This window comes from Aliiroseovarius conchicola, from assembly GCF_041403445.1.
GTDB lineage: Bacteria > Pseudomonadota > Alphaproteobacteria > Rhodobacterales > Rhodobacteraceae > Aliiroseovarius > Aliiroseovarius conchicola.
Genome location: NZ_JBGEHL010000001.1, coordinates 26,306 through 42,339 on the forward strand (window position 1 = coordinate 26,306; position 16,034 = coordinate 42,339).

General features: G+C 56.2%; 14 protein-coding genes. 4 read left to right on the plus strand and 10 right to left on the minus strand.

Going from position 1 to position 16,034, the window contains the following annotated elements:
* Positions 1 to 11: 11 nt before the first annotated feature.
* Positions 12 to 1,127, minus strand: a complete 1,116-nt coding sequence (locus tag V6N04_RS00120) for a Gfo/Idh/MocA family protein (RefSeq protein WP_371168079.1) — start codon at positions 1,125 to 1,127, stop codon at positions 12 to 14.
* A 227-nt stretch (positions 1,128 to 1,354) separates the two neighbouring features.
* Between V6N04_RS00120 and iolC the strand changes: the two genes are divergently transcribed.
* Genes iolC through V6N04_RS00135 form a run of 3 tightly spaced genes read left to right on the plus strand, consistent with a single transcriptional unit; the run spans position 1,355 to position 3,977 of the window.
* Positions 1,355 to 2,287, plus strand: coding sequence for a 5-dehydro-2-deoxygluconokinase (gene iolC / locus V6N04_RS00125; protein WP_371168615.1), 933 nt, complete (start codon positions 1,355 to 1,357; stop codon positions 2,285 to 2,287).
* An 11-nt stretch (positions 2,288 to 2,298) separates the two neighbouring features.
* Positions 2,299 to 3,141, plus strand: a complete 843-nt coding sequence (locus tag V6N04_RS00130; protein WP_371168080.1) for a 5-deoxy-glucuronate isomerase — start codon at positions 2,299 to 2,301, stop codon at positions 3,139 to 3,141.
* Positions 3,138 to 3,977 carry a class II fructose-bisphosphate aldolase gene (locus tag V6N04_RS00135; protein WP_371168081.1) on the plus strand — a complete coding sequence of 280 codons (840 nt, stop codon included), beginning with the start codon at positions 3,138 to 3,140 and terminating at the stop codon, positions 3,975 to 3,977. Before V6N04_RS00130 ends, V6N04_RS00135 begins: the two co-directional genes overlap by 4 nt.
* A 2-nt stretch (positions 3,978 to 3,979) precedes the next feature.
* On the opposite strand, the gene V6N04_RS00140 is transcribed toward V6N04_RS00135, so the two are convergent.
* The 7 genes from V6N04_RS00140 to acs form a co-directional block, all read right to left on the minus strand.
* Positions 3,980 to 5,395, minus strand: a complete 1,416-nt coding sequence (locus tag V6N04_RS00140; RefSeq protein WP_371168082.1) for a 3'-5' exonuclease — start codon at positions 5,393 to 5,395, stop codon at positions 3,980 to 3,982.
* Positions 5,392 to 5,922 carry a hypothetical protein gene (locus tag V6N04_RS00145; RefSeq protein WP_371168083.1) on the minus strand — a complete coding sequence of 177 codons (531 nt, stop codon included), beginning with the start codon at positions 5,920 to 5,922 and terminating at the stop codon, positions 5,392 to 5,394. The genes V6N04_RS00140 and V6N04_RS00145 overlap by 4 nt, the downstream gene beginning before the upstream one ends.
* Positions 5,923 to 5,953: 31 nt before the next feature.
* On the minus strand, positions 5,954 to 7,789 hold the full coding sequence (locus V6N04_RS00150; protein ID WP_371168084.1) for a DUF294 nucleotidyltransferase-like domain-containing protein: 1,836 nt from the start codon (positions 7,787 to 7,789) through the stop codon (positions 5,954 to 5,956).
* A gap of 101 nt (positions 7,790 to 7,890) precedes the next feature.
* The gene (locus tag V6N04_RS00155; protein WP_371168085.1) at positions 7,891 to 9,675 is read right to left on the minus strand and encodes a sodium:solute symporter family protein; all 1,785 of its coding nucleotides are present in this window, start codon (positions 9,673 to 9,675) and stop codon (positions 7,891 to 7,893) included.
* 14 nt (positions 9,676 to 9,689) lie between these two features.
* Entirely contained in the window at positions 9,690 to 9,950 is a 261-nt protein-coding gene (locus V6N04_RS00160) for a DUF4212 domain-containing protein (RefSeq protein WP_371168086.1), read from the minus strand.
* A gap of 59 nt (positions 9,951 to 10,009) precedes the next feature.
* Entirely contained in the window at positions 10,010 to 10,693 is a 684-nt protein-coding gene (locus tag V6N04_RS00165; RefSeq protein WP_371168087.1) for an adenylate kinase, read from the minus strand.
* Positions 10,690 to 12,660, minus strand: a complete 1,971-nt coding sequence (gene acs / locus V6N04_RS00170; RefSeq protein WP_371168088.1) for an acetate--CoA ligase — start codon at positions 12,658 to 12,660, stop codon at positions 10,690 to 10,692. The genes V6N04_RS00165 and acs overlap by 4 nt, the downstream gene beginning before the upstream one ends.
* A gap of 374 nt (positions 12,661 to 13,034) precedes the next feature.
* On the opposite strand from acs, the gene V6N04_RS00175 reads away from it, so the two are divergent.
* Entirely contained in the window at positions 13,035 to 13,718 is a 684-nt protein-coding gene (locus V6N04_RS00175; protein ID WP_371168089.1) for a nitroreductase, read from the plus strand.
* Here the strand turns inward: V6N04_RS00175 and V6N04_RS00180 are convergent.
* Together V6N04_RS00180 and V6N04_RS00185 are read right to left on the minus strand one after the other, a co-directional pair.
* Positions 13,715 to 14,824, minus strand: a complete 1,110-nt coding sequence (locus V6N04_RS00180; RefSeq protein WP_371168090.1) for a thiolase family protein — start codon at positions 14,822 to 14,824, stop codon at positions 13,715 to 13,717. The two genes, V6N04_RS00175 and V6N04_RS00180, sit on opposite strands and share 4 nt — an antisense overlap.
* Positions 14,824 to 16,017, minus strand: coding sequence for an AMP-binding protein (locus V6N04_RS00185; protein ID WP_371168091.1), 1,194 nt, complete (start codon positions 16,015 to 16,017; stop codon positions 14,824 to 14,826). The genes V6N04_RS00180 and V6N04_RS00185 overlap by 1 nt, the downstream gene beginning before the upstream one ends.
* Positions 16,018 to 16,034 lie beyond the last annotated feature (17 nt).

The following is a 16,034-nucleotide window of genomic DNA, read 5'->3' on the forward strand; positions in this document are numbered from 1 at the left end:
CTTTCCGATGCTCAGAAGTGATTGATATCTTGCCATTTCTCTTCGCGATCTGATGCCATGGCGGCGGCAATCACGCGATTAACCTCGTGCCCATCCCGAAAGGTGGGCCAGATAGGTGTATTCGTTTCGATCGCGGACAGAAAGTCACGCGCTTCGATGATAATCTGATCTTGGTAGCCAGTACCGTGTCCCGGCCCCTGACAAAACGGTTCATAGTCTGGGTGCGCAGGCCCCGTCAGGATTTTGACGAACCCCCGAGTGGCCTCGTCCCCTTCCATCCGATAGAGCCACAACGCATTCTGATCTTCCTGATCAAAGCGGATCGCCCCCTTGGTGCCCGAGATTTCGTAGGCGTAACCCATCTTTCGCCCGGTCGCGATGCGGCTGAAATACATCTGGCCCATCGCGCCATTTTCAAACCGGCACATCATTTGGCCGTGGTCATCATTGGTGACATCGCCTCCGGGGCGGGATTTATGAACCGTCTCAACCTCGGCCATAACGCGGGAAATTGGGCCCAAAAGTGCCAATGCCGCGTTGATCATATGGGGCGACAGGTCCCCCATCGTGCCATTGGCCGCACCTGAAGTGCGCCAAGACGCGGGCGTGCTTGGGTCCGCATAGAAATCCTCGGTGTGTTCGCCGCGAAACCACGTCACTTCGCCGATAACGCCATCCGCGATAAGTTGGCGGGCGTATTGGCTGGCGGGCGTACGGATGTAATTAAAGCCGACCATGTTAGGTAGGCCGGACGCCTCTGCGGCGTCGACCATGGCGGCGCTGTCTTCCAGCGACGCCCCCAGCGGCTTTTCACAGAAAACGGGTTTGCCCAAAGCAAACGCAGCCTCGGCCACCTCGCGATGTGTTTCCTGCGGCGAAGCTATGACCACAGCTTCAACCTTGGGGTCTTCAACAAGTGTACGCCAATTATCGGTCGACCGACTGAAGCCATAGGCGGTCTGATAGCGCGCCGCACTTTCGGGCGTAGAAGCGCAGACCATTTCAAGCCGAGGGCGCAGCACCGTGTTAAACACCGCCCCGACCGACGACATGGCAACGGCATGGGCTTTGCCCATATATCCACCGCCCAGGATGCCAATCCCGATCTCTTTGGTTGGATGTGTCACATGATCCTCCTGGTGCACCGATGAAAAAGCTTGCAACCGGTTTCAAAGAAAGTATCTTTGATTCTCACAAACCGTCAAGCGGATTTGGAATGCGTTGTTTGAACCGTTCGAAACAATGGAACCTCGCACCTGTCTCTTGACCCGTCGGAGGATGACCTTTGAAGCTGAACACAGCCTTGGCCAACGCATTGCGTCGCAACCGTTTCCTTGTGATCGGTCGCGCTGGTATGGACCTGTACGCTGATCCCCCGGGCACCCCGATCCAAAGCGCCGCGCGTTACGAAGCACATTTGGGGGGATCTTCCGCCAACATAGCCGTCGCCTTACGCCAACAAGGGGCCGAGGTTTCGCTTGTCACATCCGTATCTGATGATCCTGTGGGCGAGTTCTGTCTTGCACAGCTTGATCACTATGGCATCGAACGCGACTATGTTCGCAAAGTTGGTGGTGAGGCGCGCAATTCGTTGTCGGTCGTCGACACCTGTGGCGCACAAACTCAATCCGTAATTTACCGCAATCATGCCGCCGATTTTCAGATGACGACAGATGACATCAATCTTGTTGATTTTGCTGGCTTTAGCGCGCTGATCACCACCGGAACTGTCTTCGCCTCAGAGCCATCACGCAACGCTACGTTCCACGCCATCGAACGTGCGAAATCCGCTGGCGTACCGCTGATCTTTGATGTGGATTACCGCCCTTATAGCTGGGCATCCGCTGATGAAGCTGAGCAAGTCTATTCCCGCGCAGCAGAGCTGTGCGACATCGTGATCGGCAATGATGTCGAGTTCGGCTTCATGGCAGGCGCGATAGAAAAGGGTTTAGAAAAAGCACGATCCTTGGCGCGAGGTTCCGGTCGCGTCATCGTCTATAAAATGGGTGAAAAAGGCGCGATCACAATCACCAAAGATGGCGAACTTCAAACCGGAATTTACCCGGTCGACGCCCTGAAACCAACAGGCGCGGGCGACAGCTTCATGGGGGGCTTCATCGCCGCCCTTTCCGCCGGCCATCCCATCGAAAAATCCGTTCTGCGCGGGTCCGCCTGCGCCTCAATCGTCGTCAGCCGAGTGGGCTGCGCGCCTGCCATGCCATCGGCAAGTGACATCGACGATTTTATTGCAAAACACGCCGGACCAACCCTTGTTCCGGTCAGCTGAAGGTCTACCAGATGCACATTGCCCCTTTTGACAACCAAAATAAGCCCATTGTGGATGCGGATAACGAAACCGTTCCCTTGAACTATTTCAACATTGTGAAGTTGAAGCGAGGCGAAGCGTTTGAATATCAGATACCCGGATATGAGACCTGCATCGCCCCCGCAACAGGCAGCGTCGACGTCGAGGTTGAGGGCGTCGCATTCCCGGCACTCGGCAATCGCGTCGAAGATGTTTGGGGCGGGGAACCCGAAGGTGTCTATGTTCCCGTTGGCGCAAAAGTCCAAATGGTGTGTGTGTCTGACAGCGCCGAAGTTTTCGTTGCAGGTGCAAAATACGACAAAGTTCTGGACCCGTTTGACGTGCGTGCGGCGGACATTGACTTGGTGCAGTACGGGTCCGATGACACGAAAACTCACCGTAAAATCAAACATATCCTCGGGCAAAAGCAACACGGAAAAGTGGGGCGATTGCTGGTGAGCGAGCTGTTCACCGTTGGCGCGGGCGGCTGGTCCGGTTTCCCCAGCCACAAGCACGACACTGACCGCTTGCCGACTGAAACACGCCATGACGAGACGTATAATTTCCGGTTCAAACCCAACTGGGGATCGGGTCTGCAAATGCTCCAGCGTGAGGACAACACGTCCGGCGACGCCTATCACATTGTTGACGGATCAACGATATGCATCGACAATGGCTATCACCCCTGCTGCGTTCTGCCTGGCTACGAAATGTACTATTTCACCATTCTGGGTGGTTTAAGCCAGCGTTCGCTTGTGCAGTTTTTTCAGGAAACCCATGCCTATCAGATCGAGACGATCCCGGGCATCAAGGATATGGTTGCGAAGTTCAAATGACCCTTGCCACCTTAAAAGACGTGTTGGGACCAGCATTGGCGGAAGGCTACGCCGTTGCGGGTGTTGTCACGCTGGGGTGGGAGGATATGCGCGCCTATGTGGCCGCGGCAGAAGCGGAGAACGCGCCGATTATTCTGCAAGCTGGGCCGGGATGTCGTGCGCACACGCCCTTGCCCATTTTGGGTACGATGTTTCGAACGCTCGCCGAACAAGCGACCGTGCCTGTCGTGGCGCATCTGGATCACGGCTATACTCTGGACGAATGCCGCGAGGCCATTGATTGCGGGTTCAGTTCGGTAATGTTTGACGGATCACGCCTATCGCTTGAAGAAAACATCACACAAACTGGTATCATCGCAGCCTTGGCGCGCGCCTCTGGCGTATCGTGCGAAGGCGAGATCGGCTTTGTCGGTTACGCAGAGGGTGAAAGTTCCACAGGCACAATTCCCGAAGACGCCGCACAATTTGCCGCAGAAACTGGCATCGACGCGATGGCCGTATCGGTCGGGAACGTGCATTTGCAGACCGAGGCCAGCGCAGGATTGGACACCGCGCGCATCGCGGCCATTCAAGCGCTATGCGATGTACCACTTGTGATCCATGGCGGCTCTGGCGTCCCCGCCACCCAACGCACGCAATTGGCGCGTGACACCGCGATTTGCAAATACAATATCGGGACCGAGCTGCGGATGGCCTTCGGAAGCGGTCTGCGATCGGTTCTGTCCAGCAATCCTGATATGTTTGATCGCAATGAAATCCTTAAAGCCTGCGAACCCAAACTGGTCGAAGCTGCGCGCAAGGTTATCAACGAAATCAGCGTCGCGCCTCGGGTTTAGGTTCAGTTCAAGTCTTCCAACAGACGGCGGTGCTTCTTGGCTTCTGCAATCGCCTCGGCCAGTGTTTCCACGCCGCGCGAATGCAGCATGGCCAGCATTTTGCATAGCACTTCCGCCGTGGCATGCGCATCGCCTAGCGCCGTGTGACGGAGTTTTGGTGGGATTACGACGCCCAGCCGTTCACAAAGCGCATCCAGTGTGTGCACCTCAGTCGTGCCAAACAACACTGCAGACAGTAAAACAGTATCAAGGATTGGATGGGTCCAGCTGACCCCACACACCTCGGCATGGCGGCGCAGAAAGGCCATGTCGAACGGCGCGTTATGTGCAACCAGCACCGCCCCGCGAGAGAAATCATGAAGGTGCCGCCCGGCAACCTCGATCGTTGGCTGTCCGGCGACCATCGTGTCTGTGACCTTGTGCACTTTGGTCGACGCCGGAGGGATCGGCATCCCCGGATCAACAAGTTGATTGATCTCTTCGCCCGGCACGATCCGCTCATTGACAACGCGGACAGCGCCGATCTGCACAATCTCGTCCTTATGTGGTAAAAGTCCGGTCGTTTCGGTGTCGAAGACCACATAGGTTAAATCCTTCAGGCGCATATCCATCAGATTATCTGTCGCCTGCCCTTCCATCAGATCAAAATCGAATACCACAGGTCGACTTTGATCCGGTGTCAGGTTTGAGTGCGCCTCGTCGATGATCACCAGATAGCCCTCACCGGGGCCAAGCGGCTTTAATCGAGCGTCAAACTCCAACCCATTGGCCGCAGCCAAGTCGGAAAAACTCTGCTCAAACCCCGTCGAAATCATCTTCATATAGGCCGCCATGAACGGGCCCTTTTGAAAATAGTCGAAGATCGAAGAGTTCAACCGAGGCGGACTGACCTGCGCCAGAACACCAGCCGCCTGCGTGTCATAGAGCACGATCTGATGGGCCGGATTAACAAGGATCATTGCAACTGGAATTTCAGACAATAGCGCCGTCAGACGCTCTTTATCAGCAGACAAACGAGCTGTTTCAGCCGCGACGATACCGGCCTGATCCATGGTGGATTTCATCAGCTGCTCGGACACGGCCTCGGCCGCGGGACCCAGATCCCCCAGATACCGCGCCGCCTGCGTATCAACACCTCCCGTACCCGCATGGGCCCGCGACCGCAGGCCAGAAGCAAGCCGTTCAATCGGGCGGGCGACATTTTCGTCAAACAGGAACCAGACCCCTGCTGCAAGCGCAAGCAAGCCAAACCCGGATACAACTCCGGCAAATACAAAGCCGGCACCAATGTCGTCTGGTGTTGACCGGGCGGCCCCCAGCATCAGGGCAACAAGAACCAAGCCCACGCCAGCCACCGCCAGAAAGGCGAAGAACAGAAACACTCGCAAACGAAGCGTGAGTTTGGTCAGAGGCGTCATGACGGTCGCTCTAGTTCGCAGATGGACCCGATCAGTGGATCGCCCTCGCCCGGCGCGAACCAATCGACGCCCGCAACGGTGCCATCCTCGGCAAATGAAACGGCGTCAACCAGAGGAGCGCGCAGGCCCGCTTCGCAATCGGTCAGAACAACCATCTTTTGCGGTGCCGACCATCGCCCCATCACATAGGTGTCCACCATGCGAAGCGCAGGCTTGGCGCTGTGGGTGCGCAAGCTGGGTGCATCTAGGGCGATGAACCGTTCGACGAAGGGCGCAACATAGGTCCAGGGGCGATAGAGCGCTTTATTTTCAACGGTCTGGATCACCTGAAACCCGTCCGGCAAAGTGTCCTTCGTGCGCCCATACCATGCATATTCGTTGGCCATCGTCGTCACGATCATGGCCAATCCTGCACCCACTGGCATGGCCCATTTCGGCAGGCGACCACCGCTGAGCTTGTTCAGCAAAAGCACGATGCCTGCCCCAGCGACACCGGCGATCAGTGTGGCGATAATCTCGTAAAACATGCGTTTTCCCTTCGGTCTCGCGTCTTCTGGTTTAGCCTAGCATACCGCGACCATGGCCGATCGCGCTTTGCATGGTTTTGACCACTACAAAGGCGTCCCGCAAGTGGCTGCGTTCAAACTCGGACAGGTTTGACGGTGTAAGGAAATTATCCGGTGCCAAACCCGCCTTCACCCGGGCGACCTGATGCTCTAGCCGCGTCTCGGCAATCAGATCATATGCGTCGAGGAGATCACGCCCACCGGATTGGCTTAGCCCACCCGCGTGAATTGCTGCCTCCAACCGCGTGCGGGTGTTGGCCATGCCCAGCTGCCCGCGCAGCGCATATACCCGACCCAGATCGACCACCGGGACGACACCGTTATGCTTCATATCAAGCTGATCTTTATGCTCTCCGGATCGAATGGTCGCGAATCCGCGAAACAGCCCCAAGGGCGGCGTATGTTTCAGCGAATTGGTCACCATATGCGCCACAAAGATCGAGTTGTCGGCTGCCATGGAAAGCGTTTCAGCTTGCAGTCCTTCGAACAACTGTACGTCACCCGCTATGGGTCTGAGGTCAAACATGACCGACGCCAACATTTGCGCTTCGGGGACAGGCCGTTGCACCCAGCTGTTGAAATACCCACGCCAGACCGAAAGCGGTTGGCACCATTGCGGGTTTGTCGCCATCATGTCACCGGGACAATAGACGTAGCCGCAGGTGTTCAGCCCATCGCATACAAACTTGGCAAAATCGGCAAAGTAGCCACTGCGGTCTTGTTCGGAGACGTCATCAGGCAAGATCAAGCAATTGTCTTGGTCAGAAACACCGGTTTGTTCCTGCCGTCCTTGACTGCCACAAGCCAGCCACAAATACGGGGTCGGAGCTGGTCCAAGTGCTTGTTCGGCCAGCGCCGTCAATCGGCGTGTCGCGGTATCTGCGATATCGGTGATTAAACGGGTGACAACCTGATGCGGTCGCCCACCGGCGACCAATTGCACCAAAAGTTGGGGGATGCGTGCCGTAACCTCCCGCATGTCTTCTGCCGTGTCAGCGCGGGCAATTTCGCGGACCAAATCTGCTGAGCTTACGGCCTGAAAACGGGTCAGGTCAGTTTGGCTCACGATGCCAACAAGTGCCCCGCCTTCCTCGATTGGTATATGACCAATCCGGCGCTCCATCATGATATGAAGCACGTCTGATCCGATGGCTGATGGTGCCAATGTAATCGGGTTTGGTGTCATGATCGCAGATACTGGCGTGTCGATAGGGCGGGCTTCGGCCACAACCTTGCCGGACATGTCTCGTGTGGTCAAAATCCCGGTCAGGCGACCCGCTTCAGTGACGCAAAGCGACGAAACACGATTGTCCCGCATCAAGATAGCCGCATCTTGCACATTTGTGTCGGCCTGACATGTAACAGGGTTGGTCGCCATAAAGGTGTCGACCTGTGTTGTTGCGAGGTCCTGTTTGTTTTGGCGCGCCTGACGATCTGTTCGCGATCGGTCGAAGAAACGACGTACTGATGAGTATTCCTTGAGTAGCTTTTCAAAGCTCGAGGCAGGCAGAATCAACAAAGTGCTGTCGGAAAGCGCCCGCGCTGATGTCACGGCCTTACCTTCCCTCATAAGACCGCGTTCGCCAAACGAGTTGCGCAAGCCCAGTTGGCTGACCACCTCGCCGTTTTCGTCGACCACTTCGATGTCGCCGCTGTGGATGATGTAGATGCCATCCAGCACATCACCCAGATTATAAACCGCGTCTCCGCTTGTTAGGTCACGTGTCTCGATCTTACCGGCAAGCTGCGCGGCCACCGCGCTCGGCAATGTATCATATGGGTGAACAGAATTCAGAAAACGAAGGATTTGATCATTGGTCAGAGGCATGTGAACGCGCCTTTAGAAAAAAATGTCCCGCCCGGTTGTGCACCGGACGGGACTGTATCGTAAGGGGGCGGAGCGTCGCATAGACCATCCGCCCGAGTCACTTACTTGTTCTGGGCTGCACCAGCACCGCGCGGAACGCGAACCGAGTGTACCAGCTCTTTGATGTGCTCTGGTGTGGCTTTCGTCATACCAGCGACAACATAGGCAACTGTGAAGTTGATCGCAGCACCGATCGCGCCGAACGATGTCGACTTGATCGTACCCAGAAGTGGATCGCTGTCCGAGAAGCTTGCTGTACCGGGAATGAAGAACCACCCCTTGTGCAGGAAGATATAGATCAGCGTTACCGTCAGACCGGCCAACATACCAGCAACCGCGCCAGTGTTGTTAATCTTGGTCGAGAAGATACCCATCATAAGTGCCGGGAAGATCGACGCAGCCGCCAGACCAAAGGCCAGTGCCACTGTTTGCGCCGCAAAGCCCGGAGGATTAAGCCCCAGATAGGTTGCGACCACAATTGCGACCCCCATGGCAACACGTGCTGACAGAAGCTCTCCTTTTTCCGAGATTTGCGGGTTGATCGCCCCTTTGATCAAGTCATGCGACACCGCAGACGAAATCGCCAGAAGCAAACCCGCCGCCGTGGACAGCGCCGCGGCAAGACCGCCAGCTGCCACCAGACCGATCACCCATCCAGGAAGGTTGGCAATCTCAGGGTTCGCAAGAACAAGAATGTCACGGTTGAACTTGGTCAGTTCGTTGCCAACCCAGCCATTTTCGGCTGCAATGGCCTCCATTTCAGGGCTCTTGTCGTTGTAGTACTCGATCAGGCCATCACCGTTTTTGTCTTCCCAGTTCAAAAGACCGGTTTTCTGCCAGTTATGCATCCAGTCATACTTAGGATCTTCGTTGATTTGCTGAAGCGACACAGCGCCACCTTCGATGCCACCATTGGGCCACATCAGGTTGGTGATGTTCAGGCGAGCCATCGCGCCCACAGCAGGGGCCGTCAGGTACAGAAGTGCGATGAACACCAGTGCCCAACCAGCCGACCAACGCGCGTCCGACACTTTAGGAACAGTGAAGAAGCGCATGATCACGTGCGGCAGACCAGCCGTACCGATCATCAGCGACAAGGTGAACAACACCATATTCAGCGTATCTGCATGATTGGCCGTATAGCTGTTAAAGCCCAGTTCGGTCACAACTTGATTAAGTTTCACCAACAGATGCTCACCATCGCCGGTTTCGCCAAACAGGCCAAGAGCCGGGATTGGGTTGCCCGTCAGTTGCAGCGAAATGAAGATCGCTGGGATTGTATAGGCTGTGATCAGCACGCAGTACTGGGCAACCTGTGTGTATGTGACACCCTTCATGCCGCCGAAAACCGCATAGGCAAAAACGACCGTCGCACCAATGAGAAGACCAGTGGTATTGGACACTTCAAGGAAGCGGCCAAAGGCCACGCCAACACCGGTCATCTGACCGATAACATAGGTTGTTGAGGCAACGATCAGACAGACAACCGCCACGATACGCGCTGTTTGGCTATAAAACCGATCACCGATAAACTCAGAAACGGTATATTTGCCGAATTTACGCAGGTAAGGGGCCAGCAGCAGCGCCAAAAGCACATAGCCACCCGTCCAGCCCATCAAGAACGAGCTGTTGTCATAGCCGACAAACGCAATAAGGCCCGCCATCGAGATGAACGAGGCCGCCGACATCCAGTCGGCCGCAGTTGCCATACCGTTGGTCACAGGGTGGATACCCCGACCAGCGGCATAAAATTCAGAAGTTGAACCCGCACGGGCCCAGATTGCGATGCCGATATAGAGCGCAAAGCTTGCGCCAATAAAAAGCCAGTTGAGTGTAAACTGATCCATCTGTCCCTGTCCCTTTATTCTTCGTCGACGCCGTGTTCACGGTCGAGCTTGTTCATCCGCCAGGCGTAGTTGAAAATCAGCACCAGGAAGACAAGGATTGACCCTTGCTGGGCAAACCAAAAGCCCAGATCTGTGCCGCCAACGGGGATACCTGACAATAATGGGCGCAGCACGATGCCGAACCCGAATGATACGAGCGCCCAAATGATCAGGCTGATCGTAATGATGCGCATATTGGCGGACCAGTATGCTGTATTGGATGAGTTTTCGGCCATGAAGCCACCTCCCTAGTATTAAAACAGAGGGGCAACTCTGCGGCCCGATCTGTCCTTGGTTATGCAATCGCCTCCTCAACGATTGCATTCAGATTGCCTGCAATCGCTTCGATGCTCAGCATCGCGTCGACCGTCTTCAGGCTGCCCTTGCCGTCGTAGTAAGCAATGAGCGGTGCCGTCTGCGCGTGATAGGCCACAAGGCGGCTTCCCACGGTTTCAGCGTTGTCGTCGGCCCGGCGTTTCATGTCCGTTCCGTCGCATTTGTCGCAAACCCCGGCTTGCAGGGGTTGCTTGAATTCATCGTGATAACCTTCGCCGCACGCGCCGCAGGTGTAGCGACCGGAAATGCGCGTCACCATCGCAGCGTCATCAACTTCAAGGCTGATCGCAGCATTGATCTGTTGCTGGCTTTCCGAAAGCAAAGCGTCCAGTGCCTCGGCCTGAACGGTCGTGCGAGGGAAGCCATCAAGGATCACACCTTGCGCGCAATCACCATCCGCCAAACGGTCGCGCAGGATCGCGATGACGATCTCATCAGAGACAAGTTCGCCGGCCTCCATCACAGCTTGCGCCGCTTTTCCTGCATCAGTTCCAGCCGTAACGGCCGCCCGCAGAAGGTCACCGGTCGATAGTTGGACAATCCCGAACGTCTCTTCCAGCATCCGCGCCTGCGTCCCCTTCCCGGCACCCGGAGGGCCGAGAAGGATCAAAACAGGTGCACCCGTGGTCACCGCATCTTTCATGCGTCACCCTTGGACATGCGGTTGTCGATCAGGTCTTCAACCACCGAAGGATCAGCCAAAGTCGAGGTGTCACCAAGCGCGCCATAGTCATCTTCGGCAATTTTACGCAGAATGCGGCGCATGATCTTGCCGGAACGTGTCTTTGGAAGTCCCGGTGCCCACTGAATGTGATCAGGGCTGGCAATCGGGCCGATTTCCTGGCGAACCCAGTTGCGCAGCTCGACCTTCAGATCGTCCGTGTATTCCTCGCCATCCATCAAAGTGACGTAGCAGTAGATGCCTTGTCCTTTGATATCATGCGGGAAACCGACGACGGCAGACTCCGACACTTTGGGGTGCGCAACCAGCGCGCTTTCCACTTCGGCGGTCCCCATTCGGTGGCCTGACACGTTGATCACGTCGTCCACGCGACCAGTGATCCAGTAGTAGCCATCCGCATCACGTCGGCATCCGTCACCGGTGAAATAGTAGCCTTTGTAATCCGCGAAATAGGTCGCAACGAAACGGTCGTGATCACCGTAAACGGTGCGCATCTGGCCGGGCCAGCTGTCTTTCATGCACAGGACGCCTTCGGCTTCGGTCTCGTTGATCTCTTCACCCGTGGTGGGTTCCAGAATCACCGGCTGCACGCCAAAGAATGGTGTGGTTGCCGAACCGGGTTTCGTCGCCGTGGCACCGGGCAGCGGGGTCAACAAGTGACCACCGGTCTCTGTCTGCCACCACGTGTCCACGATAGGGCAAGTGCCCTTGCCGACCACGTCATTGTACCAATTCCAAGCTTCAGGGTTGATGGGCTCACCCACCGTGCCCAGGACCTTCAGATCGGACAGATCGTAGGGCTCAACAAACTCGGTACCGCGCGCCATCAAGGCACGGATGGCTGTTGGGGCGGTGTAGAACTGATTCACTTTGTGCTTTTCGCACACGGCCCAGAAACGACCTGCATCCGGGTAAGTCGGCACACCTTCGAACATCAGAGTGGTCGCACCATTGGCCAGCGGGCCATAGACGATATAACTGTGGCCTGTGACCCAGCCCACGTCTGCAGTACACCAGTAGATGTCACCATCATGATAGTCGAAAACGTACTCATGCGTCATCGCAGCCCACAGCAAATAGCCGCCAGAGCAATGCTGCACACCCTTCGGCTGTCCGGTCGACCCGGATGTGTAAAGAATGAACAGAGGATCTTCTGAATTCATAACTTCAGGCGGGCAATCGGCCGAGGCGTCTGCCATCAAAGCCGTATATGAATGATCACGCCCTGCCTTGATTGGCACATCTCCACCGGTCCGTTCGACCATCAGTACAGGTGTGTCGCCCAGATCGCCGTGTTCCAGTGCCGCATCGACATTGGTTTTCAGCGGCGTATTTCGACCGCCACGCGGAGCTTCATCCGCAGTGATAACCAGCGAAGCTTTGCAACCGGCAACCCGCGCCGCCAATGCTTCGGGTGAGAAGCCCGCGAACACGATCGAATGAACCGCGCCGATACGCGCGCTGGCCAACATGGCGTAAGCCGCTTCGGGGATCATCGGAAGGTACAGAACGACGCGATCGCCCTTTTTAACCCCGAGCCCCTTCATCACATTGGCCATCTTCGAGACATTCTCGTGCAGCTCGCGATAGGTGATTTTCTTGTCAAGATTCGGGTCGTCAGATTCCCAGACAATCGCGACTTGATCGCCCCGCGTCTCAAGGTGCCGGTCAATACAGTTGGCCGAGACATTCAGCTCGCCATCCTCGAACCATTTGATGGAAACGTCAGGATGCGCAAAAGTGGTGTTTTTGATTTTTGATGGCGTTTTCATCCAGCTCAAGCGGTTCAAATGCTCGGCCCAGAATGCTTCGGGATCGTTCACCGACGCGGCATACATTTCTTGATATTTCGCAGCATCAATATGCGCGTTCGCGACAAACTCTGGTGACGGGGTGTAAGTTTTGTCAGCCGTGTTCTCCAACGACATGCCGGTTCCTCCAGTTATTCCTCCTGGTGGCGCGGGGTGCGCAACCTGAGTGCAAAATGCCAATTTACAGCACATCCCTCAATAGCCGGAAAATAAGAGAATAAATAACTGTCAAACAACAATTTTTCTGTAAATTTATTTAACCAATGCGATTGTTGTTTGTAAATTTTGTGCGTGGAATTGAAAATTTATGTATCGGTGAGTGCATTTGCGTGTGAACGCTGCTTGGTCTGCCAATCGCTAATTGCATGTGCTTTTTCACAGATGCGTGACTGAAGAACTTAATGACCAACGCTAACAGCAACTGGAACACCCGGGCATGGACGCCTAAAGCCAGATCAATTACCACAGACACACAACAATTCTGGTGCCCCATGTCCCGACCGCTTGATGACCTTCTGCAGTCACGCCACTCGACGCGCTCTTTCACCTCGGCCACTGTGCCACGTGACGCCATAGAACACATGTGTCGCGCGGCGCGGCGCGCACCGAGTGGGGCCAATCTTCAACCCGGCAATTTTCACGTATTAACAGGCGACCCTTTGGCAGCGCTCACAACGGCTCTGCTAAGCGCGCAGGAAAACGGCGCGCCTGTTACATCAGAGTACTCTTATTTCCCATCCCCAATGCCAACACCCCTGAAGGCCCGACAAAGGGCGGCGGGCTATGCGCTCTATAATGCACTGGGAATCGAACGACGCGACATTGAAGGGCGGCGCGCGCAGTTCGCACGCAATTACACGTTTTTCGACGCGCCCGTTGGCATCGTGGTTACAATCAACAGGGACATGGGCAAAGGCTGTTTCATGGATCTGGGCATGGCGCTTATGGCATTTCTGCTTGCAGCCGAGGATCAAGGCTATGGTGCAACTGGCATCGGAGCCTTGGCAAACTACGGACCGATTGTGCACGAACACTTGGGCCTATCCGCGGACGAACTGGTGGTGTGCGGCATCGCGGTAGGCAAACCCGATGAAGATGCCCCCGAGAACCAGTTTCGAACCGACCGTGCTGAGCTGAACGAGTACACCTCGTTTCACGGTTTTCCCAAGAACTAAGGCGCGAGCAGGACGACCGCTGTCCCGAGCCCCCCGGCAGCCGCAATCGCGGCAACCCCAGCCCCGCTTTTAGAGCGCAGTTCATGAAACAGCCGGACTGCCTGAACGGCACCCGAAGCGCCGACGGGATGACCGCGTGCCAACGCGCCTCCAGATGGGTTCACGATGTCACGCGGGATTTCTGCGCCCTCTTGGCAGGCAATTGCTTGAACGGCAAACGCTTCCATGATTTCGGCGACAGAAAGATCACCTACCGAGAGGCCAGCCAATCGTAGAGCTTTGTGAATGGCTTCAACTGGGGCCAGGCCCGGCAGCATCGGATCTGCACCGAGCGTCGCGCCCGCGATCACTTCGATCCCTTGAACACCCAGTTTCTGGGCAATCTTATCAGAGACGACCAAACAAAATGCGGCCCCATCAGCAGCCACCGCCATGTTGGCTGCGGTGATATCCCCCGATACGATGGGCGCGCGGCGGCAAAGGGCCGGAGTTAGATTGCGGGTAAATCCGTCGCGAATTTGACCGGCAAACTCGACGACCTCTTGTCCGCGATCATTCGCCATATAAGCTATTGCTTTCGAATGACTTTCCACCGCCCAATTATCTTGTTCTTCGCGCGAAATCGCCAACTTTTCGGCAAGCTGGTTTGCAGCGTCGGCCATATCAGGATCACGATCTGGCCAAGGTGTGAAAGGGGCTTGATCATAGGGTTCTGGCGGACGCCCATCTGCAAAACGGTGCGACCGATACGGTCGGCGCGAATAGCTTTCAACCCCACCTGCGATCACGACATTACACTGCCCCGACGCTACAAGCGCCCGCGCCAGTATAATCGCATCAAGCCCTCCACTGCATTGTCGATCAATCGAAAGCCCGGCCACGGTAGCTGGCAGACCAGCGGCAAGGGCTGCCAGCCTTGCCGGATTACCCCCTGCGCCAAGCGCGTTCGACAAGATCAACTCGTCCACCGCATCCGGCGCCAGTCCTACATCATCAAGCAACGCTTGAATAACGGGTAAGGCCAATTCGTGGATCGCATAGGACGAAAACGCGCCATCCCTTGGCATAACGGGCGTTCGTCTGGCCGCGATAATGACAGTCTGCATCAATCATCATCCTCCAGCATCTGCATCAGAGCCATTAGGTCCGGTTTGCCCGCGTCGAGCATGGGCATGCGGTCGACAAACTCGATCCGACGAGGAGAGGCGTGAAGCCCCAAAGCCGATCGGCACGATCCGAGCAACGCTTCAGCACAGCCAACATCACTGGCTCGTTCCACAATTGCGACAAGGACATGGCCGCGCAGCGGGTCAGGGATGGCGACAACCGCGCATTTTTCAACATTTGCGTTCGATTGAATGTGCGCTTCAGCCAGCTCAGGAAAAACGTTGTGATCGGCGATTGTCACCATCCGGTTTTTGCGGCCCAAAAGCGTCAGGTTCCCGGCTTGATCGACACTCCCGAACTCACCGATAGAAAGGTAATCCCCGTCCCAACGCGTGTCATCACTTTTGCCATATGCATAGCCGTCAAACAGGTAAGGGCTGCGCACCCAGATTTCGCCCGCCCCATCAGTGATACACCCTTTCGCGTCGCGCACCTGGAGATCCACGTCGGGGTAGGCACGGCCCACGGAAGCTGTGGGCGTGGAGGCATCGCTTATCGTGATAAAACTGGTCTCTGATGATCCGAAGAACTCTCGTATGTCGGCGTTTGGAAAGAACAGTGCGGCTCGACCCTTCGTGGCCTCGTCTAATTTTCCACCGCCACAGAACACCCCACTTACGGGCTCAAGCGGTGCTGCACCTGTCTCGATCAACTGTCGCAATTGTGTTGGCGTCGCATACAGAACCCGTGTTTTCTGTTCACGTAATTCGGCGATCTGTGCGCGGGGCGACAATCCCGTCAGCACTGTCAGATCACAGCCCAAATGCAATGCCTCAACAACCGCGTAGAGCGTGAGTGAATGCGTGAGCGATCCCAAAACCGCATAGGGTGCAGATGCGCTAACTGCATACTGAGCCTTCGTAACTTCGAAGCTGGCAATCCATGACGCTGGGCGGCGTCTAATGGTTTTTGGGGCACCCGTTGATCCCGACGACTGTACGGTCAGCAATTGTTGGCCACCCGCCGGTTGGGTCGATAACCCGTCGGCGGTCATGTTGATCGTATCCCTATTTCGAAGTGCCTGCACCAAACGGTGAAGCATCTTGGCCGCGACACGCCCTTTGTCCGGCCCATGTTGGCCGGGCACCGCTAGGGTGGAAGTGATGTCGTGGCGAAAATGTTCGGGCGTCATGTCGCGTCCATGCAGCA